Origin of the sequence: Serratia sp. 14-2641, from assembly GCF_001692375.1 — a bacterium.
GTDB lineage: Bacteria > Pseudomonadota > Gammaproteobacteria > Enterobacterales > Enterobacteriaceae > Chania > Chania fonticola_C.
Genome location: NZ_LXKR01000044.1, coordinates 347,030 through 369,689, shown reverse-complemented (window position 1 = coordinate 369,689; position 22,660 = coordinate 347,030). Strand labels below are relative to the sequence as shown.

The window sequence follows — 22,660 nt, the reverse complement described above, 5'->3', positions numbered from 1 at the left end:
TTTCTACCTGAAGGAGAGAGAAATGACGGCTACAGTTCCGGTGATAACCGTGGATGGACCAAGTGGTGCAGGCAAAGGCACGTTGTGCAAGGCGCTGGCAGAATCCCTTGGTTGGCGTTTGCTGGATTCCGGCGCGATTTATCGCGTACTGGCCCTGGCAGCGTTGCACCATCAGGTGGATATCACCTCTGAAGAGGCGTTAGTCCCCTTGGCCGCCCATCTCGACGTCCGCTTTGTTGCTCAGGACGGCAAGCTGCAGGTTATTTTGGAAGGTGAGGACGTCAGTAATGAGATCCGCACCGAAACCGTTGGCAATACGGCTTCGCAAACGGCCGCATTTCCACGGGTTCGTGAGGCGCTGCTGCGCCGCCAACGCGCATTTCGCGAGGCCCCGGGCCTGATCGCCGATGGCCGTGACATGGGTACGGTAGTGTTCCCGGATGCGCCGGTTAAAATTTTCCTTGACGCCAGTTCCGAAGAGCGTGCGCATCGTCGCATGCTACAGTTGCAGGAAAAGGGCTTTAATGTTAACTTTGAACGTCTTTTAGCCGAGATAAAGGAACGGGATGACCGTGACCGTAATCGGGCTATTGCGCCACTGGTACCGGCTCTCGATGCCCTCGTGTTGGATTCTACCAGCATGTCGATCGAGGAAGTGATCCAGCGGGCGTTGGCATATGCACATGAAGTTTTGGCGTTGCCGCAGCAATAAGCGCGGCGGCGTTTTTAGCTTTTTGTTATATTTGTCATCGTACTGCATAGCAGTAACTGAATATATCGGGTAAAATTTTACCCCTGTAACCTAAACCTTGTCGGCAGGAAGCCAATGGCAAGGTATGTGAAACAACCCCATTCGGCGGGACGCTAAATGGACGTTAAACTATAGAACCCTGAAGATTAAACATGACTGAATCTTTCGCTCAACTCTTTGAAGAATCCCTGAAAACAATCGAAACCCGTCCGGGTTCCATCGTTCGTGGTGTTGTTGTTGCTATCGATAAAGATGTCGTACTGGTTGACGCCGGTCTGAAATCTGAATCTGCCATCCCGGCTGAGCAATTCAAAAACGCCCAGGGCGAGCTGGAAATCCAGGTTGGTGACGAAGTTGACGTTGCGCTGGACGCTGTTGAAGATGGCTTCGGTGAAACTCTGCTGTCCCGTGAGAAAGCTAAGCGTCACGAAGCTTGGATCACGCTGGAAAAAGCTTACGAAGAAGCTGAAACTGTCGTCGGTGTTATCAACGGCAAAGTTAAGGGTGGCTTCACTGTAGAGCTGAACGGTATTCGTGCGTTCCTGCCAGGTTCCCTGGTTGACGTGCGTCCAGTTCGCGACACTCTGCACCTGGAAGGCAAAGAGCTTGAGTTTAAAGTCATCAAGCTGGATCAGAAGCGCAACAACGTTGTTGTTTCTCGTCGTGCAGTAATCGAATCTGAAAACAGCGCAGAGCGCGATCAACTGCTGGAAAACCTGCAGGAAGGCATGGAAGTTAAAGGTATCGTTAAGAACCTCACTGACTACGGTGCATTCGTGGATCTGGGCGGCGTTGACGGCCTGCTGCACATCACTGACATGGCTTGGAAACGCGTTAAGCACCCAAGCGAAATTGTCAATGTGGGCGACGAAATCACTGTTAAGGTGCTGAAGTTCGACCGCGAGCGTACTCGTGTATCTCTGGGCCTGAAGCAACTGGGCGAAGATCCATGGGTTGCTATCGCTAAACGTTACCCAGAAGGCACCAAGCTGACTGGTCGTGTTACCAACCTGACTGATTACGGCTGCTTCGTGGAAATCGAAGAAGGCGTTGAAGGTCTGGTACACGTTTCTGAAATGGATTGGACCAACAAAAACATCCATCCGTCCAAAGTTGTTAACGTGGGCGATGTAGTGGAAGTGATGGTTCTGGACATCGATGAAGAGCGTCGTCGTATCTCCCTGGGCCTGAAGCAGTGCAAAAACAACCCATGGCAGCAGTTCGCAGAAACCCACAACAAGGGCGACCGCGTTGAAGGTAAAATCAAGTCTATCACTGACTTCGGTATCTTCATCGGCCTGGACGGCGGCATCGACGGCCTGGTTCACCTGTCTGACATCTCCTGGAACGTTGCAGGCGAAGAAGCAGTTCGTGAATACAAGAAAGGCGACGAAATCGCAGCTGTGGTTCTGCAAGTTGACGCAGAGCGCGAGCGTATCTCCCTGGGCGTGAAGCAACTGGCTGAAGATCCGTTCAATAACTACCTGTCTATGAACAAGAAAGGTACTATTGTTACTGGTAAAGTCACTGCAGTTGACGCCAAAGGTGCTACAGTTGAATTAGCAGGCGGCGTAGAAGGTTACCTGCGTGCTTCTGAAGCCTCTCGCGACCGTATTGAAGACGCAACTCTGGTTCTGAACGTTGGTGACGAAGTTGAAGCTAAATTCACTGGCGTTGACCGTAAGAACCGCGTTGTAAGCCTGTCCGTCCGTGCGAAGGACGAAGCTGACGAGAAAGATGCAATTGCTACGGTTAACAACACCAAGCCGGAAGAAAGCAACTTCTCTAACGCTATGGCTGAAGCCTTCAAAGCGGCTAAAGGCGAGTAATGACGGGGGGCGGTTTCTGACCGCCCCGATACGGTAGTTTAGCTGCAAAGCTTGGAGGAACTATGACCAAGTCTGAACTTATTGAAAGACTTGCTGGCCAGCAATCTCATATTCCGGCGAAGGCCGTTGAGGATGCAGTGAAAGAGATGCTCGAACACATGGCAGCTACGCTAGCCGAGGGTGAGCGCATCGAGATCCGCGGATTCGGCAGTTTTTCTCTTCACTACCGTGCTCCGCGCGTCGGCCGTAACCCTAAAACGGGTGATAAAGTTGAGTTGGACGGCAAGTACGTTCCTCACTTCAAGCCAGGTAAAGAGTTACGTGACCGTGCCAATATCTATGGCTAGTCGCTGACCACCCATAGTGTTGTTGCTTGTAAAGAATATAAAACGGTGCCTTAGGGTGCCGTTTTTTTTCGCCTGAAAACCCTCCCATACCAGCCAAAATTTGCGCTCCGCTACGCAACCTTTCCTGCAAATGCCAAATAGCCAACCGATTGTTTACGACCTCCTTTCCTGAGTAGCAACCTGCAACTGGTGGTTATCCGTTTGAGAAGTCACATTTGTTGCAGGATAAAATTTGCAAGGAGTGTGGAAATCAGGATCTCACTGGATAGGGCCACCATCGCTTCGGTGATGGGGATGCTGCCGATACTGTTTTTGCCCCACTTACCGTCGTGGCCTTTATTGATGGGGCTAGCCGTTCCGGCTTTGTGGCTATGGCGATATAAGCCGAATCCATGGCGCCAGGCACTGTGCTGCTGCCTGCTGGGCTTTATCTACGCCACTGGTAGTGCCAGCCTGTTGATGCAGCAAGTCGCAACGTTGACGACCAGCGGCGATAAAGCCGTGATTGCTTCCGTGCGTAGCATCCGGTTGAACGGGGCTGAAACGCCACAGGTACAACTGCGTATTGAGCAGGTTAGCGGGCGTTGGCTGGTGCCTGCGTTGTCCTTTACGGCAAACTGGCGCGGCGAAAAGCCCTGTGCAGGGCAACGTTGGGCGATGAAAGTTCGCTTTCGCCCGGTACACAGCAGCCTGAATGAAGGGGGTTTTGACGGGCAGCGTTGGGCCATTGCTAATCGGCAACCGTTGCGTGGCTTTATACGTTCTGCAACGGCACTGGATAAGGGCTGCAACTGGCGCCAGTTGATCGTCAAACAGAGGGATCAATCCCTCATGCCGCTGACACAACGCCCGGTGTTGCTGGCGCTGGCGTTTGGCGAACGGACGCTGATGAGTAATGAGCTGCGCGGGCAACTGATGAAAACCGGTGTGGCTCACCTGATGGCGATTTCTGGCCTGCATATTTCCCTGGCCGCTGCCTTTGCCTGGGGGTTGGCGCGTGGCGTGCAGTTTTTATTGCCCGCGCGTTATATCGGCTACCGTTTGCCGCTGATCGTCAGTTGGTTGATGGCGCTGTGCTATGTGTGGCTGGCAGGTGGGCAACCTCCGGCAATGAGGGCCTTTATTGCCTTGTCTCTGTGGCTCTGCTTGCGCCTCAAAGGCGTTTCCTGCACTTCCTGGCAAATCTGGCTGTGGTGTATCAGCCTGCTGTTGCTGTGCGATCCTATGTCAGTGCTTTCGGACAGCTTCTGGCTCTCCGCCCTAGCGGTTGCGGCCTTAATCTTTTGGTTTGAATGGGCACCGTTGCCAAGGCGCTTCAGCACTTCTTTGGGCTGGGCACCTCTGCGTTGGCTACACATGCAACTAGGAATGACGCTGTTGCTGATGCCGCTACAATTTGGCCTGTTTCATGGCTTGAGCTGGACATCGTTACCCGCCAACCTTTGGGCGGTACCGATCGTCTCTCTGTTGTCGGTTCCGCTGATATTGTTGGCACTGATGCTGTTTTTTATTCCGCCGGTAAGCCACTGGTGTTGGCAATTGGCCGATCTTACCGTCAGTTGGGCCTTATGGCCGCTACCTGGGCTTGAGCAAGGGTGGCTACAGGTTGGGGCTGCCTTGCTGCAATTTAGCGTCCTTGGGTGGTTAGCCGTGGTTTGCTGGCGTTTTCGCTGGTGGTATCACTTTCCTGTCGGTTGCGCCGTTGTGGTGCTAGGCTGTCTGTTCTGGCGGGAAAGATCGTCAGATTATCGCTGGCGGGTCGATGTGCTCGACGTAGGGCACGGCCTGGCGGTGGTGATCGAGCGGGAAGGAAAGGCCGTCATCTTTGATGCGGGCAACCGCTGGCAAGCCTCCAGTGCGGCAGAGCGCAACATTTTGCCATTTCTGCGCTGGCGGCAGATTTCGCTGGAGCAAATCGTTATCAGCCATAGCCATCTGGATCATATCGGCGGTTTGCCGATATTGGCAGCCGCATTTCCACAGGCCAGCGTGCGTACGCCGATCGTGAACGTTGGCTACCTGCCTTGCGTTCAAGGGCAGCGGTGGGTGTGGCGAGAGCTAAACTTTCAGGTGTTGTGGCCACCAGCACGGGTGGATTATGCCGCTAACGATGACTCCTGCGTAGTGCGTGTCGATGATGGCAAGTTCAGCCTGTTACTGACTGGGGATATTGAACGCCGGGCCGAGCAGGCGTTGCTGAAACAACGTGCGAATTTACCCAGCACTATCCTTCAGGTGCCTCATCACGGCAGTAAGACATCTTCAACGCCGCCATTTTTGCGTGCAGTTTCCCCCGAGCTGGCGTTTGCCTCGGCATCCCGCTATAACGCCTGGCGGTTACCGGCAGCAAAAATAGTCAAACGCTATCGGGAAAATCACATTCCCTGGCGTGATACGGCCCGCTCAGGGCAGCTTAGCGTGTTTTTTTATCGTCATGATTGGCAAGTTAAAGGCTTTCGCGAACAACTAAATCCACGTTGGTATCATCAGCGGTTTGGCGTTGAGGGGGATAATGAGTAGAATGGGCCGCTATTTCTTCCGATGCTGGTATTTGCATGATGAATGATAAAGATCTGTCCACCTGGCAGACGTTCCGCCGCCTCTGGCCGATGATCACACCGTTTAAAACCGGGTTGGTGGTCGCCGCCATTGCGCTGGTTTTAAACGCAGCGGGGGATACGTTAATGCTGTCCCTGCTCAAACCGTTATTAGACGACTTTGGTAAAGCCGATAGCCGAGTCTTGCATTGGATGCCGCTGGTCGTGATTGGCCTGATGTTGATGCGCGGCATCACCAGCTATGTCTCCAGCTACTGTATTTCCTGGGTGTCAGGCATGGTGGTGATGCAGATGCGCCGTCGTCTGTTCGGCCATATGATGCGAATGCCGGTGGCCTTTTTTGACCAGCAATCAACAGGAACTCTGCTTTCACGTATTACCTACGACTCGGAACAGGTAGCTTCATCCTCCTCCAGCGCGTTGGTTACCGTGGTGCGTGAAGGGGCCTCGATCATCGGCCTGTTCATCATGATGTTTTATTACAGTTGGCAGCTTTCACTGATCCTGATCGTACTGGCACCGATCGTCTCCTTCGCGATCCGCCTGGTCTCCAAACGTTTCCGCAATATCAGTAAAAATATGCAAAACACCATGGGGCAGGTGACGACCAGTGCAGAACAGATGCTGAAAGGGCATAAAGAAGTGCTGATCTTTGGTGGCCAACAGGTGGAAACCGAGCGCTTCAACACCGTCAGTAACCGCATGCGTCAGCAGGGGATGAAGCTGGTTTCGGCTTCTTCTATTGCCGATCCTATTATTCAGTTGATCGCCTCATTGGCTTTGGCGTTTGTGCTGTTTGCAGCAAGCTTCCCTAGCGTGATGGATACGCTGACAGCCGGTACCATTACCGTGGTGTTCTCCGCCATGATTGCCTTGATGCGCCCACTGAAATCCTTGACCAACGTGAATGCTCAGTTCCAGCGCGGGATGGCGGCCTGCCAGACGTTGTTCTCTATCCTGGATTTGGAACAGGAAAAGGATACCGGTACTCGCCAGGTTGAGCGTGCCAAAGGTGATATCGAATTCCGTAATGTGACCTTTGCCTATCCAGGGCGTGAGATCCCGGCGCTGCGTGACATCAATCTGAGCATTTCAGAAGGTAAAACTGTGGCGTTGGTTGGCCGTTCTGGTTCGGGTAAATCGACGATTGCCAACCTGTTGACGCGCTTCTACGACGTGCAGGAAGGGCAGATCCTGATGGATGGCCATGATCTGCGGGAATATACCCTGGCCTCATTGCGCGATCAGGTTGCCCTGGTCTCACAGAACGTCCACCTGTTCAACGACACCATTGCCAACAACATTGCCTATGCTCGTGAAGAGCGTTACAGCCGTGAAGAAATTGAGAAAGCGGCACGTATGGCCTATGCCACCGACTTCATTGATAAAATGGAGCATGGTCTGGATACGGTGATCGGTGAGAACGGCGTGATGCTTTCCGGTGGTCAGCGTCAGCGTATTGCCATCGCTCGTGCCTTGCTGCGAGATTGCCCAATCCTGATCCTGGATGAAGCCACCTCCGCGCTGGATACCGAATCCGAGCGTGCGATCCAGGCGGCCTTGGACGAACTGCAGAAAAACCGTACCTCATTGGTGATTGCCCACCGTCTGTCGACTATCGAGAAAGCCGATGAGATCCTGGTGGTTGAAGATGGGCGTATCGTTGAGCGTGGCCAGCATGCCGAGTTGATCGAGCAGAAAGGGGCTTACGCACAACTTCACCGCATGCAGTTTGGTCAGTAATGATAGAGCGCATCTGGTCCGGTAGTTCACTGGTTTACCTGCTGCTGTTGCCGCTCTCCTGGCTGTATGGCCTGGTGAGCGGCCTGATCCGCCTTAGCTACCGCTGTGGCTTGCGCAAGAGTTGGCGTGCGCCGGTGCCGGTGGTTATCGTGGGGAACCTCACTGCGGGTGGCAATGGTAAAACACCGATGGTGATCTGGTTGGTTGAACAGCTGCAACAGCGTGGCTACCGGGTCGGCGTGGTTTCCAGAGGTTACGGCGGCAAGTCGGCGGTCTATCCGCTGGTGCTGGATGCTCAGACTACCACCCGGCAAGCCGGTGATGAACCCGTGCTGATCTATCAGCGTACCGGGGCGCAGGTGGCTATTTCGCCAAAGCGCGCCGAAGCGGTGCAAGCCTTGTTGAACCAAGGCGAGCTTGATTTGATCATCACCGACGATGGTCTCCAGCACTATGCTTTACAGCGTGATTTTGAGCTGGTGGTGATCGATGGCGTTCGTCGCTTCGGCAACGGTTGGTGGTTACCCGCTGGCCCAATGCGTGAGCGTGTGTCCCGCTTAAAGACGGTGGATGCCTGTGTGGCAAATGGCGGTGTTGCCCAGCCGGGGGAAATCGCCATGAAGCTCCAGGCGCAGGATGCGGTGAATATCGCCAGCGGTGAACGCCGCCCGGCGATCGAATTACCCCACGTAGTGGCGATGGCAGGGATAGGTCATCCCCCAAGGTTTTTCGCCACGCTAGAAAAGTTGGGAGTTGAGGTCGAGCGTGAGGTGGCCTTTGCCGATCACCAGGAATACAACCACGGGCAGTTAGCCGCATTGGCGAGCCAAGGCCAAACGCTGCTGATGACCGAGAAGGATGCGGTGAAATGCCGTGCCTTTGCCCAGCCTGACTGGTGGTATTTACCGGTTGAAGCGGTACTTCCCACCGAGCAGGCCGAGCAACTGTTGCAAGGGATCCAGAAGTTAATCAAATAATCTAAGCTTCTAAAGCGTGCAAGCCCAAGGCTTGCGCGCAAGCTTGCAGTGAGCGCTGCTGCGTTTGCTGATAAAGCGCCAATTCATCAATCACGCCTGCCCCTAATGCCTGTTCAAACGCCGTACGGCTCGATGACGCCGCGTATTGCGCATGGCGGCTGCCCCCCAGATTAGACTGAAAAATTCCGGCGGCGCTGACTGGCAGGAAATCCTCATACACCAACGGCTGGAAGCGGATGTAGTCCAGTGCGATGAGCTGTTCGAGCGTGCTGTGCTGCTCAACGGTCTCTTTAGCTGCCAGCCCGCATTCGGTAGGGAAATAGCGGAACCAGGCTAATTGCTGCACACGTAGTGCATTGTAATCATCCGGGAAGGTCTGGAAATGTTCAGCCAGCAGTTGGTAATAGCGTGGAGCATTATCTTCCGTAGCCGGAACCTGTAATGCATCCTGCGCGGCCTGCAGCAGGCGATCGTAAAGCGCACGCCCTTTGGCGGTTAGGGCGACTCCCCGTTGCTCAATCTCACCGAAACGCGCGGTATGATGCCCCACAACCTGATGACCGTCAGGTTCGATAAACAGGACTTGCTCCTCTAACGCTTTGAAACTGGTCTGGCGTAACAGAATAGGGCAGTGGCGCGTAGGCGGGCCTTCGATCACCGCTTTGGGGGGGATCCCGCGTTCTGGCATTGCCGCCTGTACCCGATCGATATCCAGCGTTCTTGGCGTCAGATGGTTGATATGTGGCCCTTTGAAGGCAACGATATCGGCGATCAGACGATGTTGATTGTGCAACTGTTGATATTCACTGGCGCTGACGGTGGCCAAACGGTGCCAACGGAAGGTTTCGAGCGCCTGGGCAACAAATTCTTGCGCCTGTTCGGCATCCAGCCCGCCCTGGATTTCATGTACCGCTATCAGCTCCAAAGCCCGCTCGGTAAAAATGCAGCGGCGATCCAGCAGTCGTTGTGCCAGCTCGCGCAGCGCCACATTCTCAATCAGTTCCAGTCGTAGCAACGAAGTAAATATGCGAAACGGGCTGACTTGCAGATCGGCTTCGTGTACGGCACGAAAGGCGGTGGAGTGGACGGGGACGCCAGCAGCTGTCAGATCGTAATAACCCACCGGAGACATGCCCATGACGGCAAACAGTCGTCGTAAGGTCTGCAATTCAGCTGCCGTGCCGACGCGGATAGCGCCGTGGCGCTCCATCGATAATCGACCGATTTCACCGGTAATCTGCAACCCATGTGCCAGGGCTGAATCTTTACTCAGCACCTCCCGATTGGTTTCAGCGACCAGTTCGATCAAGTCACCGTACAGTGGCACCTCTTGTTGATACATGGCCGACATTGCCAGGGAAAATTTGGCGCGAATGTCATTCGGCGAGACGAAGTGCTGGTCGATCATACTGCTAGCTCCTTAGCTCAATAAAATCTGAAAAATGCGGTTTAGGCCGCCAATAGTGCTGACTAGATGACACCTCACCGTGTTTTTGACTCAAGTCTAGTCAGTTGGTTCGTGATTTGTTATCGATTGGCTAACGATATTAGTGTTTTATGCGTTGGCTCTCATTTGCAGGCATAACCCCAAGTGGTGAGTGATGAGCGAGATGCTCCTGCAATGCGCTAAAAATAAGAGGAATTTAAACTATTAAAATCAGTGCGATAGGAATATTCTTGGCGAATGTAGCTAAAAAGTGTGATAAACCTCTTGTCTTGATGATGAGTTTATGAGTAAATGTATACCGGCCTGTGATGCAGCGCTATTTATGTACGAGTATAGATTAAGTAGTTCCTCCCAAGACGTTATCATCTGATTCCGCTTCAAAGACGAACCTTCTAAGTACCTCCCATAAGTAATGATTCTGAAAAACGGCCAAATTGCCATAGGGCAGGTTTTTGTAAATATTTAAAAGGTAATAGTAATGTCTAAGAAGACTGGTCAGGTTAAGTGGTTCAACGAAAGTAAAGGTTTTGGTTTCATTGAACAACAAGATGGCGGCAAAGATGTATTCGTACACTTCTCTGCAATCATGACCGAAGGTTTCAAGACTCTGGCAGAAGGCCAGCGTGTTGAGTATACCATTCAGGACAGCCCGCGCGGGCCGGCTGCCGCCAACGTTGTTGCTCTGTAAGTTTACAGGGAATAGCGTATAGAGAGCTTAATACAACCATAATGACGCGTTAATGCTGAGTTATGCGGAAGATATTAAGCTCAACAAGCCCGCCGCAGTGCGGGTTTTTTAATTTTTGCTCACGAGAGGTTTGTTACGAAAAACTTTAGGATGGGCTGGTAGCGTCCACACAATAACAAAAATAACGTTGTGAAGGATGCTCAAGTGAAAGGATATAAAATATGTTTAAGAATACAATGCTAAAAATGGGCCAGGTAAAATGGTTTGATCAGGCTCAAGGCTATGGTGTTATTTCACCGGTCGATGGTAGTGACGAAATTTATGTTAGCCGCCGTGCTATCGCCAATACCAAAAACAAGTCATTAAACGAAGGTCAGAACGTCGAGTTCTCGATTTATCGTAGCTCTCACGGGCTGTCAGCGGCAGACGTTATCGCGTTCTGACCCAAACTTTCCTCGCCAGTGCCGGTGCCGCCACCCCATGCACTGGCGAAGAAAATTTCCTCAGGATCCTCTATCATCAGGCCATTGCTCAATGACCCTTGGATATCAGGATGCCAATCCCCGTTATTTCGCTTTCCTCTGCCCGCGCGCTTCATCTTGCCGCTCAAGGGCTGCTATCCCCAATTAAACGCCAGGCTTGCCCCGATGATGTAGTGAACGCCATCGATCGTATGGGGTTGCTGCAAATTGACACCATCAGCGTGGTGGCCCGTAGCCCTTACCTGGTGCTGTTCAGTCGCCTGGGCGATTATCGGCCAGAATGGCTGGAACAGGCGTTGGCTAGCCGCAAACTGTTCGAGTACTGGGCGCACGAAGCCTGTTTTCTCCCCATCGATGACTTTGGTTTGTTACGCCATCGCATGCTGCAACCGCAGGGGATGGGGTGGAAATACTCGCAGGAATGGGTACAACAGCACCAACAGGCTATCGATGAACTGCTACAGCATATCGCGGTGCAAGGGCCGGTGCGTTCGGCCGATTTTAGCGCGGAAAAGAAAGGCGCTAACGGCTGGTGGGATTGGAAGCCGGAAAAGCGTCATCTGGAAATTCTGTTTACCTCTGGCAAGTTGATGGTGGCTGAACGCCGTAATTTTCACCGTGTCTATGATCTCACCGAACGTTTATTGCCGCAGTGGGATGATGATGTGCATGCCTTATCTCAGGCGACAGCGCAGCAACAGATGCTCACCCGCAGTTGCCGCTATCTCGGCGTGTTTAAAGCCGAATGGCTGGCGGATTATTACCGATTGAAACGCGTCGCTCCCAAACCGTTGTTGGCAACGCTATTACAGCAGGGAGAGATCTCCCAGATCGCTATCGACGGGCTGGAAGGGGAATTTTATGTCCATCAGTCGCTGGCGGCCGAGTTGGCACTGGCGGAACAAGGGAAGTTGAAATCCACGGTAACCTGCCTGCTGTCTCCTTTTGATCCGGTGGTGTGGGATCGGCGGCGCGCGCTGGAACTGTTCAGCTTTGACTATAGGTTGGAATGCTACACGCCAAAAGAAAAACGCCAGTACGGCTATTTCACCTTGCCGCTGTTGCAGCGGGGCGAACTGATTGGCCGGGTAGATGTGAAAATGCACCGAAAGCAGGGTGTTTTTGAAGTGATCAGTTTCCATCTTGAAACTGGGATCAAGCTGGGTAAGCAGCGTTGTCAGGATATTCGTCAGGCAATTACCCGTACGGCGAAATGGCACGGGGCGCAGCAGGTCTCGCTAGGAGATGTACCCGCATCGCTGGCAGCAGAGTGGGGGCAAGGCTGGGGAATAGAATAACGAACGACGTTGTCACCGAGGGTAAAACGAATTTCAACGCCGCCCGCTAAATTGTAGGGGCGCATATACTCGCCCCGCGTTCCTCAGTTGCTGTAGTTGGCAAACAGCGCGATGATTTTATGGAGACGTTTGATCATTTGCAGGTTCTCATTTTTTTGTGATGTAAGTCACAAAAAATTCTACGCCTGCCAATGGAGTGATTCAACCCCCGCAGAAAAATTTCCCGTTCGGCAGCCCTCTGAGCAAATCAGGCGGTGATTAACCGGCCCTATGGCGTTATGCTATCCTCACGCACTTTCCTTGTTAGCATATCTTCCCCTGGAGGAAGCATGGATCACCGTTTACTCGAAATCATTGCCTGCCCAGTTTGCAACGGTAAGCTCTATTTCAATAAAGAACATCAGGAACTGGTCTGCAAACTGGACGGCCTGGCCTACCCACTGCGTGATGGTATTCCGGTATTGCTGGAAAACGAAGCACGCACCATCCCACTGGACGAGAAGCACGCATGAGTTTTATCGCTATCATCCCGGCGCGTTACGCGTCCACCCGCTTGCCGGGTAAACCGTTGGCGGATATCCACGGTAAGCCGATGGTGGTGCATGTGATGGAACGAGCCCGTGAATCAGGGGCTTCCCGCGTGATTGTCGCCACCGATCACCCAGAGGTGGCCAAAGCGGTTGAGGCTGCCGGCGGTGAAGTTTGCATGACCAGCCCGGACCACCATTCCGGCACCGAACGCCTAGCGGAAGTGATCGAGAAATGTGGCTTTGCCGATGATGAGATCATTGTCAATGTGCAAGGCGATGAGCCGATGATCCCGCCGGTTATCGTGCGTCAGGTAGCAGAAAACCTGGCGGCCAGTAGCGCAGGGATGGCCACGCTGGCGGTGCCGATCGAAACCGCAGAAGAAGCCTTCAACCCGAATGCGGTCAAGGTGGTGATGGATGCGCAAGGCTATGCGCTCTATTTCTCACGCGCCACCATCCCTTGGGATCGTGAGCGTTTTGCTCAGTCAAAAGAGAGTATTGGCAATAGCCTGCTGCGGCATATCGGGATTTATGCCTACCGTGCCGGTTTTGTCCGCCGCTACGTCAGTTGGCAACCAAGCCAGCTGGAACAGATTGAACTGCTGGAGCAGTTGCGTGTGCTGTGGTACGGCGAAAAGATCCACGTCGCGGTGGCGCAGGCCATTCCGAGCGTCGGTGTCGATACTCCAGAAGACCTGCAACGAGTGCGGGACAGCATCAAGCGTTGAGTCGTCTATCGGCCGGAGACCCCGGCCATCTCAATTCCCTGATTCCCTCCTTTTATTGATCTGCATTGAAGAATTTCTCCGCTCACCGTTCAATGATGACAGGTGCTTATCCTTAATCTGGAGGGGGTCGTCCTATGGAGCAGCTGCGTGCCGAATTGAGTATTGTGCTGGGAGAGTCCGTCGGTCGTCTGGAACGCGTCAGCGAACAGCCTTATGCCCATCTGTATTCATTGTACGATCGCCAGGATCATGCGATCCCGCTGATGGCGAAAAGCTTCGTCTGTGAGGGCATTGCCCAGCAGGAAGCTTACAAGCTATCCATGCTGGCGCGCGAAGGGGACATTCGTCTGCCAACGGTGTTTGGCGTGGTCTACACCCGGCAAGCGCCCTACAAAGAGATTTTGCTGATCGAACGCCTGCGTGGCGTGTCGGTCGAGGCGCCAACCCGGACTTTGGCCCGTTGGGAAGCCTTGATGGACCAGATTGTCGACGGCATGCTGGCCTGGCACCGTATCGACAGCCACGGCTGCGTGGGCACGGTTGACAGCACGCAGGAGAATGACTGGTGCAGCTGGTACCATCAGCGTATCGAGGTACTTTGGTCAACTCTGGGTAATATGAACTCGCCGCTGTTAAGCATGGCAGATCGCCGTCTGCTGTACCGCACGCGCGAAATGCTCATCGACTTCTTTGCCGATTTTGACGACCCTTGCGTGCTGGTGCACGGTAATCTGGGCTTGCGCAGCATGCTGAAAGATGCCAAAACCGACCAACTGCTGGCGATGCTCAACCCAGGCATGATGCTGTGGGCGCCACGGGAATATGAGCTGTTCAGGCTTTGCGAGGCGGGGATGCCGGATCAACTGCTGTTCCACTACCTACAGCGTGCGCCGGTGGCGGAGTCTTTCCTGTCTCGTCGTTGGCTTTATGTGGTGTGGGAGGCGGTAGCCAGGATGATCCATACCGGCAAGCTGGATCGCCCGGCGTTCGATCAGGCCGCACAACAGCTACGGCCCTGGCTGGCTCACTAATCGCTGCTGACCTCACCATCCCCTTTTAGCTGTTGCCACAGGCTGCCCAGCGTTTCATATGCCGCCCGTTCGCTGTGCCCAAGGAACATGGCGGAAGGCATTACCCGATCCCAGATATTCAGCGGTGAAGTAATGGCCAGTTGATTGGCCGGAGCCGGGATTGGGTGCAGGCCTTGGGCCTCAAAGAAACGCATGGCACGTGGCAAGTGATTGGCGGATGTCACCAGCGCAAACGGCTGTTTCCCCACCAATTTGGCGACCTCTGCGGCTTCCTGTTCGGTATCCCGCGGGCGGTCCACCAGCACGATGTCGTTGGCAGGTACGCCCAGGCTTTCCGCCACCAGTGCTGCGGTGGCCGCGCTGCTTTGCGTTTTCGCGCCTTTTCCACCGGTAAAGACCATCTTGCTACCCGGGTGCGACAGGTATAGCCTGACGCCTTCGGTCACCCGTGGCAGGCTGTTGTTGAGCAGGTTAGAGCTGGGAGCCCAGTCCGGGTTATAAGTATAACCGCCGCCAAGCACCACGATATAGTCAATCTGGCCGTTGCCTCTATAGGTCGGGTAACTGGATTCTAACGGCTTCAACAGGCGATCGGCGACCGGTTGCAGGCTGAGCAACAGCAACAGCAGCCAGCTCAGGCTTAATATGACTTTGCCGCTTTTCTGCCAACGGGTAAACCACAGCAGCAATAATGCCAGCCCCATTAACAACAGCAGGGCGGGTAGAGGCATCATCAGGCCACCAATAAATTTTTTTAAGTTAAATAACATCAAAAATCAGGTCCTTTTGGGCGAAAAAACGACATCTGGCCGCATTCATGCTGCAAGAAGATTTATTCTAAGCCAGTCTGTGCCAAAATAGCAGGTTTGAATGGGCAGGCGCTTTGCCGTCGGCCAAGATAAAATCAGCGGAGCCGTTGTCCATGCAGGATCGCAATTTTGACGATATTGCCGAGAAGTTTGCGCGTAATATTTACGGCACCACCAAGGGGAAAATCCGTCAGGCGGTGGTCTGGCAGGATCTGACCACGCTGCTGGCCCAGTTGCCACAGCGGCCGCTGCGCATTCTGGATGCTGGTGGGGGCGAAGGCCATATGGCCTGCCAACTGGCAGAATTAGGACATCAGGTCTTGTTGTGCGATCTTTCTGGTGAGATGATCCAACGCGCTGCGTTGCTGGCCGAGCAGAAAGGTGTGAGCCAGAACATGCAATTCATACAAAGTTCGGCGCAAGAGATTGGTCAGCATTTGGCACAACCGGTCGATCTGATATTGTTTCATGCGGTTTTGGAGTGGATCGCCGAACCACAGGTGGCATTACAGGCGTTGTTTGATTGCCTGGTGCCCGGTGGCGCACTGTCATTGATGTTCTTTAATGCCAACGGTTTGTTGATGCGTAATGTGGTGTTGGGCAATTTCCAACTGGTGGATCCCGAGGTCAGGCGGCGTCGCAAGCGCTCGCTGTCGCCGCAGTATCCACACAGCCCACCGCTGGTCTACGGCTGGTTGGAGCAGATGGGCATGCAGATTTCAGGCAAAACCGGCGTGAGGGTTTTCCATGATTATCTGCAAAGCAGGCAGCTACAGACCCAAAAATTTGAAGAGTTACTGGCGCTTGAACAGCTTTATTGTCGGCAAGAGCCTTACGTGAGTTTGGGGCGCTATATTCACGTCTCGGCGCATAAACCGAACCTGAAGGACGAACTATGAGTGAATTTTCCCAGACAGTACCCGAACTGGTCGCCTGGGCACGGAAAAATGATTTCTCTATTTCGCTCCCCACTGAGCGTCTTGCGTTTTTGCTGGCTATCGCCACGTTAAATGGTGAGCGGCTGGACGGCGAGATGAGCGAAGGTGAGCTGGTTGATGCATTTCGCCATGTCAGCAAAGGGTTTGAACAGACGCATGAAACGGTGGCGATACGCGCCAACAATGCGATTAACGACATGGTGCGCCAGCGCCTGTTGAACCGTTTTACCAGCGAGTTGGCAGACGGCAATGCCATCTATCGCCTGACGCCGCTGGGTATTGGTATAACCGATTACTATATCCGCCAGCGTGAGTTTTCGACCCTGCGCCTTTCCATGCAGCTGTCGATCGTGGCGGAAGAGTTAAAGCGTGCCGCAGACGCAGCCGAAGAGGGCGGCGATGATTTCCATTGGCACCGCAACGTCTTTGCTCCGTTGAAATACTCGGTAGCGGAGATCTTCGACAGTATCGATCTGACCCAGCGCCTGATGGATGAACAGCAGCAGAGTGTGAAAACCGATATTGCGGCGCTGCTGAATCAGGATTGGCGAGCGGCGATCTCCAGCTGTGAAATGCTGCTGTCTGAAACCTCCGGTACCTTGCGTGAACTTCAGGATACGCTGGAGGCCGCAGGTGATAAACTCCAGGCCAACCTGCTGCGCATTCAGGACGCCACGCTGGGTGAGATGGAGCTGGGCTTTGTCGATAAGCTGGTGTTTGATTTGCAAAGCAAGCTGGATCGCATCATCAGTTGGGGCCAACAGGCGATTGATCTGTGGATCGGCTACGATCGCCACGTGCACAAGTTTATCCGTACCGCCATCGATATGGATAAAAACCGCGTGTTCGCCCAACGCCTGCGCCAATCGGTACAAAACTACTTCGATAACCCTTGGACGCTGACCCATGCCAACGCCGATCGTCTGCTCGATATGCGAGACGAGGAGCTGGCGTTACGCAGTGAGGAGGTCACCGGGGAACTGCCGCCAGATCTGGAATATGAAGAGTTCAGCGAAATTCGCGAACAGCTGGCAGCGATGATCGAACAGGCACTGAAGGTTTACCAGGAACAAAAAATGCCGCTCGATTTAGGGGCAGTGATGCGCGATTATCTGGCGCAATATCCGCGTGTGCGTCACTTTGACGTTGCCCGCATTGTGGTCGACCAGGCAGTGCGCCTTGGTGTGGCTGAAGCTGATTTTTCAGGGTTGCCCGCGCAGTGGCAGGCAATCAATGATTACGGAGCCAAGGTACAGGCCCATGTCATCGACAAATATTGAACAAGTAATGCCAGTCAAGCTGGCCAAGGCATTGTCTAATACGCTGTTTCCGGCGTTGGACAGCCAATTGCGCGCAGGTCGTCACATCGGTATCGATGAATTGGACAACCACGCATTCCTCATGGATTTTCAAGACGAGCTGGAAGAGTTTTATACCCGTTACAGCGTCGAGCTGATCCGGGCGCCGGAAGGGTTCTTCTATTTGCGCCCGCGCTCGACCACGCTCATTCCACGCTCGGTGCTTTCCGAGCTGGACATGATGGTCGGCAAGATCCTGTGCTACCTCTACCTGAGCCCCGAACGCCTGGCGCACGAAGGCATTTTCAGCCAGCAGGAACTGTACGATGAGCTGCTGAGCCTGGCGGATGAGAGCAAGCTGCTGAAGTTCGTCAACCAGCGCTCCACCGGTTCGGATCTCGATCGTCAGAAGCTGCACGAGAAAGTGCGCTCCTCGCTCAATCGCCTGCGCCGTCTGGGCATGGTGTATTTCATGGGCAATGACAACAGCAAATTCCGCATTACCGAGGCGGTGTTCCGCTTCGGTGCCGATGTGCGTAGCGGTGACGACCCGCGCGAAGCCCAGTTGCGGATGATCCGCGACGGTGAGGCGATGCCGGTTGAAAACAGCCTGTCACTGAACGATGACGTTGATGCGGAAGATGCGCAGGCAGAAGCCACCCCGGACAGTGCAGAGGATGAACAGGAATGATTGAACGCGGTAAATTTCGCTCACTGACGCTGGTTAACTGGAACGGTTTCTTTGCCCGAACCTTTGATCTCGATGAGCTGGTCACCACGCTTTCGGGCGGTAACGGGGCCGGTAAGTCCACCACCATGGCGGCCTTCGTCACGGCGCTGATCCCGGATCTGACGCTGCTGCACTTTCGTAACACCACCGAAGCCGGTGCCACCAGCGGTTCACGCGATAAAGGCCTGCACGGTAAATTGCGCGCCGGTGTCTGCTACTCAACGCTGGACGTAGTCAACTCACGCCACCAGCGTGTGGTGGTCGGGGTTCGTCTGCAACAGGTTGCGGGGCGCGATCGTAAGGTCGATATCAAACCTTTCACCATTCAGGGGCTGCCAACGGCGGTGCAACCGACCGAACTGCTGACCGAGACCGTGGGTGAGCGCCAGGCTCGAGTCCTCTCGTTGCAGGAACTGAAAGAGCGTGTTGAAGAGATGGAAGGGGTGCAGTTCAAGCAGTTCAACTCCATCACCGATTACCACGCCTTGATGTTTGATCTGGGGGTGCTGCCCAAGCGCCTGCGCACTTCTTCCGACCGCAGCAAGTTCTATCGTCTGATCGAAGCCTCGCTGTACGGCGGGATTTCCAGCGCCATCACCCGTTCTCTGCGTGATTACCTGTTACCGGAAAACGGCGGTGTGCGTAAAGCGTTCCAGGATATGGAAGCCGCACTGCGCGAGAACCGCATGACGTTGGAAGCGATCCGCGTCACCCAGTCGGACCGCGATTTGTTCAAGCATCTGATCTCCGAAGCGACCTCGTACGTTGCCGCAGACTACATGCGACACGCCAATGAACGGCGTATCCATCTGGATGGGGCGCTGGTATTGCGCAACGAGTTGCTGAGCAGTCGCAAACAGCTGGCCGCCGAGCAGTTCCGCCACGTTGAAATGGCGCGTGAGCTGGCTGAGCAAAGCGGTGCCGAATCCGATCTGGAAACCGATTATCAGGCTGCCAGCGATCACCTCAATCTGGTGCAGACCGCAATGCGCCAGCAGGAAAAGATCGAACGCTATGAAGGCGATCTGGAAGAGCTGACCTACCGTCTGGAAGAACAGAATGAGGTTGTCGCCGAAGCGAGCGAGCAGCAGGCAGAAAACGAAGCGCGTGCCGAAGCCGCAGAGCTGGAGGTGGATGAGCTGAAAAGCCAGCTCGCCGATTACCAGCAGGCGTTGGACGTGCAGCAAACCCGCGCCATTCAATATCAGCAGGCTCTTCAGGCTCTTGAACGCGCTCGTGCGCTGTGCCAGGTGCCGGAACTGACCGCCGAAAATGCCGAGGAGTGGCTGGATACCTTCCAGGCGCGTGAGCAGGAAGCGACAGAGTCCCTGTTGCTGTTGGAACAAAAGTTAAGCGTGGCGGATGCCGCTCACAGCCAGTTCGAGCAGGCCTACCAACTGGTGGGTAAAATTGCGGGCGAAGTCAGCCGCAGTGAAGCCTGGCAAACTGCGCGTGAGCTATTGCGTGATTGGCCTTCGCAGCAGCATCAGGCCGAGCGTGTGCAGCCGTTGCGGATGCGTTTGAGCGAGTTGGAGCAACGCTTGCGCTCGCAGCAGGATGCCGAACGTCTGTTACAGGAGTTCTGTAAACGTCACGGGCAGAGTTATCAGCCGGATGAACTTGATGCCTTGCAGCAAGAGCTGGAAGAGCGTTTGGAATCGTTGTCGCAAAGCGTCAGCGAAGCCGGTGAGCGCCGGATGGAAATGCGCCAGGAGCTGGAGCAGATCCAACAGCGCATCAAAGAGCTGACCGCCAGGGCACCAATTTGGTTGGCCGCGCAGGATTCACTGACCCAGCTCAGCGAGCAGAGCGGTGAAGCCTTCGAAGATGGTCAGCAGGTTACCGAATACATGCAGCAACTGCTGGAGCGCGAACGCGAAACCACGGTTGAACGTGATGAAGTGGCCAGCCGCAAGCGCGAAATCGAAGCGCAGGTTGAACGCCTCAGCCAGCCGAGCGGGGCAGAAGATCAGCGTCTGGTGACGCTGGCGGAGCGCTTTGGCGGCGTGCTGCTGTCGGAAATCTATGACGATGTCACCATTGACGATGCCCCGTACTTCTCCGCGCTGTACGGCCCGTCGCGCCACGCCATTGTGGTGCCGGATCTGTCTCTGGTGCGCGAGATGCTGGAAGGGTTGGAAGATTGCCCGGAAGATCTCTACCTGATCGAAGGGGATCCGCAGTCGTTTGACGACAGTGTGTTCGCCGTCGAAGAGCAAGAAAAAGCGGTGGTAGTGAAAATTGCCGATCGCCAGTGGCGTTACTCGCGCTACCCTGAGGTGCCGCTATTTGGCCGTGCTGCCCGGGAAAATCGCCTGGAAGTGCTGTACGCAGAACGTGACTCATTGGCCGAACGCTACGCCACCTTGTCATTTGACGTGCAGAAAACCCAGCGTTCTCACCAGGCGTTCAGCCGCTTTATCGGTTCACACCTCGCCGTGGCGTTTGACGCGGATCCTGAAGCGGATATCCGTGCTCTGAACAGCCGGCGGGGTGAAATTGAGCGTGCGCTCAATAACCACGAAGCGCAGAACCAACAGCAGCGTCAGCAATACGATCAGGCAAAAGAGGGCATTTCTGCGCTCAACCGCCTGATGCCGCTGGTCTCACTGTTGAATGATGAAACCTTGCAGGATCGTGTCGAAGAGATCCGTGAGGAAATGGAAGAGGCGCAGGATGCTGCGCGCTATATCCAACAGCACGGCGTTTCCTTGGCCAAGCTGGAGCCCATGTTGTCGGTGCTGCAAAGCGATCCGGAGCAGCATGAGCAGCTACAGCAGGACTATGTACAGGCCCAGGCAACCCAACGCCAGGCCAAACAGCAAGCCTTTGCCCTGACGGAAGTGGTACAGCGCCGCGCGCACTTCAGCTATACCGACTCTGCCGGTATGCAGAATGCTGATAACGATCTCAACGATAAACTGCGTCAACGCCTGGAACATGCGGAAGCGGAACGTACCCGCGCCCGCGAGCAACTGCGCCAGTATCAGACCCAGTTTACGCAATACAGCCAGGTGCTGGCCTCGCTGAAAAGCTCTTATGACGCCAAACGCGACATGCTTAAAGAGCTGAGCCAGGAACTGGTGGACATTGGCGTGCAGGCCGATGCCAATGCCGAAGCCCGCGCGCGGCAGCGCCGGGACGAATTACATGCCTCGCTGAGTAATAACCGTAACCGCCGTAACCAGTTGGAGAAACAGCTGACCTTCTGCGAAGCGGAAATGGACAGCCTGCAAAAGAGACTGCGCAAGCTGGAGCGTGATTATTACCAACTGCGTGAGCAAGTGGTGACGGCCAAGGCGGGCTGGTGTGCCGTGATGCGTCTGGTGAAAGACAACGGGGTTGAACGCCGTTTGCACCGTCGTGAACTGGCCTATATGGACGGTGACGAGCTGCGTTCGATGTCGGATAAGGCATTGGGTGCGCTGCGTCTGGCGGTGGCAGATAACGAACATCTGCGTGATGTGCTGCGCCTGTCGGAAGATCCGAAACGGCCAGAGCGCAAGATCCAGTTCTTTATCGCGGTCTATCAGCATCTGCGCGAGCGTATCCGCCAGGATATTATCCGCACTGACGATCCGGTCGAAGCTATCGAACAAATGGAGATCGAACTGGGCCGTCTGACCGAAGAGCTGACCGCGCGCGAACAGAAACTGGCGATCAGTTCGAAGAGCGTGGCGAACATTATCCGCAAGACCATTCAGCGCGAGCAGAACCGTATCCGGATGCTCAACCAGGGGCTGCAGGCGGTTTCCTTCGGTCAGGTGAAGAGCGTGCGCTTGAACGTCAACGTACGGGAAGCACATGCCACCTTGCTGGATGTGCTCTCCGAGCAGCAGGAACAGCATCAGGATCTGTTTAACAGCAACCGTCTGACCTTCTCGGAAGCGTTGGCCAAGCTGTATCAGCGCCTGAATCCGCAGATCGATATGGGCCAGCGTACGCCACAAACCATTGGTGAAGAGCTGCTGGATTACCGTAACTATCTGGAGCTGGAAGTGGAAGTCTTCCGTGGCTCCGACGGCTGGCTGCGTGCAGAAAGTGGCGCGTTGTCTACCGGGGAAGCGATCGGTACCGGCATGTCAATTCTGGTGATGGTGGTGCAGAGCTGGGAAGAGGAATCACGCCGCCTGCGGGGTAAAGATATTTCACCTTGCCGCCTGCTGTTCCTTGATGAAGCCGCGCGTCTGGATGCCAAATCCATCGCCACGCTGTTTGAGCTGTGCGATCGTCTGGAGATGCAGTTGATTATCGCCGCGCCAGAAAACATCAGCCCGGAAAAAGGGACTACCTATAAACTGGTGCGTAAGGTGTTCCAGAACCATGAGCATGTGCACGTGGTTGGCCTGCGTGGGTTCGCCAGTGAACAACCGGCTTTAGACTCGGTGTCGGAATAAACGCCACAAAGTTAAAAAAGTGCACTATAAATCTGAAAATAGCCGCCTGAAGGTGGCTATTTTTTTACATGGCGAGGAT

18 protein-coding genes are annotated in these 22,660 nt (G+C 54.6%); 16 read left to right on the top strand and 2 right to left on the bottom strand.

Annotated elements, in window-relative coordinates; all coding sequences use genetic code 11:
• Window positions 1-22: 22 nt before the first annotated feature.
• From cmk to lpxK, 6 genes are all read left to right on the top strand, one after another.
• A complete protein-coding gene (gene cmk, locus A6U95_RS17070; protein WP_021804920.1) occupies window positions 23-712 on the top strand; it encodes a (d)CMP kinase in 690 nt (229 codons plus the stop codon).
• Window positions 713-903: 191 nt separating this feature from the next.
• Complete coding sequence (gene rpsA / locus A6U95_RS17065) at window positions 904-2,580, top strand: 30S ribosomal protein S1 (protein ID WP_021804919.1); 1,677 nt, start codon at window positions 904-906, stop codon at window positions 2,578-2,580.
• A gap of 62 nt (window positions 2,581-2,642) precedes the next feature.
• Entirely contained in the window at window positions 2,643-2,927 is a 285-nt protein-coding gene (ihfB, locus tag A6U95_RS17060) for an integration host factor subunit beta (RefSeq protein ID WP_004928264.1), read from the top strand.
• Window positions 2,928-3,170: 243 nt separating this feature from the next.
• Complete coding sequence (locus tag A6U95_RS17055) at window positions 3,171-5,447, top strand: ComEC family protein (protein ID WP_083196401.1); 2,277 nt, start codon at window positions 3,171-3,173, stop codon at window positions 5,445-5,447.
• Window positions 5,448-5,482: 35 nt separating this feature from the next.
• A complete protein-coding gene (gene msbA / locus A6U95_RS17050) occupies window positions 5,483-7,228 on the top strand; it encodes a lipid A ABC transporter ATP-binding protein/permease MsbA (protein ID WP_024484602.1) in 1,746 nt (581 codons plus the stop codon).
• On the top strand, window positions 7,228-8,205 hold the full coding sequence (lpxK, locus tag A6U95_RS17045; RefSeq protein ID WP_065685324.1) for a tetraacyldisaccharide 4'-kinase: 978 nt from the start codon (window positions 7,228-7,230) through the stop codon (window positions 8,203-8,205). Before msbA ends, lpxK begins: the two co-directional genes overlap by 1 nt.
• 1 nt (window position 8,206) lies before the next feature.
• On the opposite strand, the gene A6U95_RS17040 is transcribed toward lpxK, so the two are convergent.
• On the bottom strand, window positions 8,207-9,613 hold the full coding sequence (locus A6U95_RS17040; protein WP_065685323.1) for a VOC family protein: 1,407 nt from the start codon (window positions 9,611-9,613) through the stop codon (window positions 8,207-8,209).
• Window positions 9,614-10,130: 517 nt separating this feature from the next.
• Here A6U95_RS17040 and A6U95_RS17035 point away from each other — a divergent pair.
• The 6 genes from A6U95_RS17035 to A6U95_RS17010 all read left to right on the top strand — a co-directional run bounded on the left by A6U95_RS17035 (window position 10,131) and on the right by A6U95_RS17010 (window position 14,409).
• On the top strand, window positions 10,131-10,340 hold the full coding sequence (locus A6U95_RS17035) for a cold shock domain-containing protein (RefSeq protein ID WP_021804914.1): 210 nt from the start codon (window positions 10,131-10,133) through the stop codon (window positions 10,338-10,340).
• A gap of 221 nt (window positions 10,341-10,561) precedes the next feature.
• A complete protein-coding gene (locus A6U95_RS17030) occupies window positions 10,562-10,783 on the top strand; it encodes a cold shock domain-containing protein (protein ID WP_021804913.1) in 222 nt (73 codons plus the stop codon).
• Window positions 10,784-10,893: 110 nt separating this feature from the next.
• Window positions 10,894-12,120 (top strand): winged helix-turn-helix domain-containing protein, encoded by a 1,227-nt coding sequence (locus tag A6U95_RS17025; RefSeq protein ID WP_065685322.1) that lies wholly within the window; start codon window positions 10,894-10,896, stop codon window positions 12,118-12,120.
• Window positions 12,121-12,449: 329 nt separating this feature from the next.
• The gene (locus A6U95_RS17020; protein WP_021804911.1) at window positions 12,450-12,632 is read left to right on the top strand and encodes a Trm112 family protein; all 183 of its coding nucleotides are present in this window, start codon (window positions 12,450-12,452) and stop codon (window positions 12,630-12,632) included.
• A complete protein-coding gene (kdsB, locus tag A6U95_RS17015) occupies window positions 12,629-13,378 on the top strand; it encodes a 3-deoxy-manno-octulosonate cytidylyltransferase (RefSeq protein WP_024530368.1) in 750 nt (249 codons plus the stop codon). The genes A6U95_RS17020 and kdsB overlap by 4 nt, the downstream gene beginning before the upstream one ends.
• 134 nt (window positions 13,379-13,512) lie before the next feature.
• The gene (locus tag A6U95_RS17010; RefSeq protein ID WP_065685321.1) at window positions 13,513-14,409 is read left to right on the top strand and encodes a YcbJ family phosphotransferase; all 897 of its coding nucleotides are present in this window, start codon (window positions 13,513-13,515) and stop codon (window positions 14,407-14,409) included.
• Here A6U95_RS17010 and elyC read toward each other — a convergent pair.
• Window positions 14,406-15,179, bottom strand: coding sequence for an envelope biogenesis factor ElyC (elyC, locus tag A6U95_RS17005; protein WP_065685320.1), 774 nt, complete (start codon window positions 15,177-15,179; stop codon window positions 14,406-14,408). The two genes, A6U95_RS17010 and elyC, sit on opposite strands and share 4 nt — an antisense overlap.
• A 152-nt stretch (window positions 15,180-15,331) precedes the next feature.
• On the opposite strand from elyC, the gene cmoM reads away from it, so the two are divergent.
• The 4 genes from cmoM to mukB are packed head-to-tail and all read left to right on the top strand — an operon-like array spanning window position 15,332 to window position 22,581.
• A complete protein-coding gene (gene cmoM / locus A6U95_RS17000; protein ID WP_024484594.1) occupies window positions 15,332-16,117 on the top strand; it encodes a tRNA uridine 5-oxyacetic acid(34) methyltransferase CmoM in 786 nt (261 codons plus the stop codon).
• Window positions 16,114-17,436, top strand: a complete 1,323-nt coding sequence (mukF, locus tag A6U95_RS16995) for a chromosome partition protein MukF (protein ID WP_024484593.1) — start codon at window positions 16,114-16,116, stop codon at window positions 17,434-17,436. Before cmoM ends, mukF begins: the two co-directional genes overlap by 4 nt.
• A complete protein-coding gene (gene mukE / locus A6U95_RS16990) occupies window positions 17,417-18,145 on the top strand; it encodes a chromosome partition protein MukE (RefSeq protein WP_024484592.1) in 729 nt (242 codons plus the stop codon). Before mukF ends, mukE begins: the two co-directional genes overlap by 20 nt.
• On the top strand, window positions 18,142-22,581 hold the full coding sequence (gene mukB / locus A6U95_RS16985; protein ID WP_065685319.1) for a chromosome partition protein MukB: 4,440 nt from the start codon (window positions 18,142-18,144) through the stop codon (window positions 22,579-22,581). The genes mukE and mukB overlap by 4 nt, the downstream gene beginning before the upstream one ends.
• Window positions 22,582-22,660: the final 79 nt, after the last annotated feature.

What these genes read in the sequence shown, in the direction of transcription:
- mukB (WP_065685319.1), top strand. Translation starts at nt 18,142, where the DNA reads ATGATTGAACGCGGTAAATTTCGCTCACTGACGCTGGTTAACTGGAAC.
- mukE (WP_024484592.1), top strand. Translation starts at nt 17,417, where the DNA reads ATGTCATCGACAAATATTGAACAAGTAATGCCAGTCAAGCTGGCCAAG.
- ihfB (WP_004928264.1), top strand. Translation starts at nt 2,643, where the DNA reads ATGACCAAGTCTGAACTTATTGAAAGACTTGCTGGCCAGCAATCTCAT.
- mukF (WP_024484593.1), top strand. Translation starts at nt 16,114, where the DNA reads ATGAGTGAATTTTCCCAGACAGTACCCGAACTGGTCGCCTGGGCACGG.
- lpxK (WP_065685324.1), top strand. Translation starts at nt 7,228, where the DNA reads ATGATAGAGCGCATCTGGTCCGGTAGTTCACTGGTTTACCTGCTGCTG.
- A6U95_RS17025 (WP_065685322.1), top strand. Translation starts at nt 10,894, where the DNA reads ATGCCAATCCCCGTTATTTCGCTTTCCTCTGCCCGCGCGCTTCATCTT.
- A6U95_RS17040 (WP_065685323.1), bottom strand. Translation starts at nt 9,613, where the DNA reads ATGATCGACCAGCACTTCGTCTCGCCGAATGACATTCGCGCCAAATTT.
- elyC (WP_065685320.1), bottom strand. Translation starts at nt 15,179, where the DNA reads ATGTTATTTAACTTAAAAAAATTTATTGGTGGCCTGATGATGCCTCTA.
- msbA (WP_024484602.1), top strand. Translation starts at nt 5,483, where the DNA reads ATGATGAATGATAAAGATCTGTCCACCTGGCAGACGTTCCGCCGCCTC.
- A6U95_RS17010 (WP_065685321.1), top strand. Translation starts at nt 13,513, where the DNA reads ATGGAGCAGCTGCGTGCCGAATTGAGTATTGTGCTGGGAGAGTCCGTC.
- A6U95_RS17030 (WP_021804913.1), top strand. Translation starts at nt 10,562, where the DNA reads ATGTTTAAGAATACAATGCTAAAAATGGGCCAGGTAAAATGGTTTGAT.
- kdsB (WP_024530368.1), top strand. Translation starts at nt 12,629, where the DNA reads ATGAGTTTTATCGCTATCATCCCGGCGCGTTACGCGTCCACCCGCTTG.
- rpsA (WP_021804919.1), top strand. Translation starts at nt 904, where the DNA reads ATGACTGAATCTTTCGCTCAACTCTTTGAAGAATCCCTGAAAACAATC.
- A6U95_RS17035 (WP_021804914.1), top strand. Translation starts at nt 10,131, where the DNA reads ATGTCTAAGAAGACTGGTCAGGTTAAGTGGTTCAACGAAAGTAAAGGT.
- cmoM (WP_024484594.1), top strand. Translation starts at nt 15,332, where the DNA reads ATGCAGGATCGCAATTTTGACGATATTGCCGAGAAGTTTGCGCGTAAT.
- cmk (WP_021804920.1), top strand. Translation starts at nt 23, where the DNA reads ATGACGGCTACAGTTCCGGTGATAACCGTGGATGGACCAAGTGGTGCA.
- A6U95_RS17020 (WP_021804911.1), top strand. Translation starts at nt 12,450, where the DNA reads ATGGATCACCGTTTACTCGAAATCATTGCCTGCCCAGTTTGCAACGGT.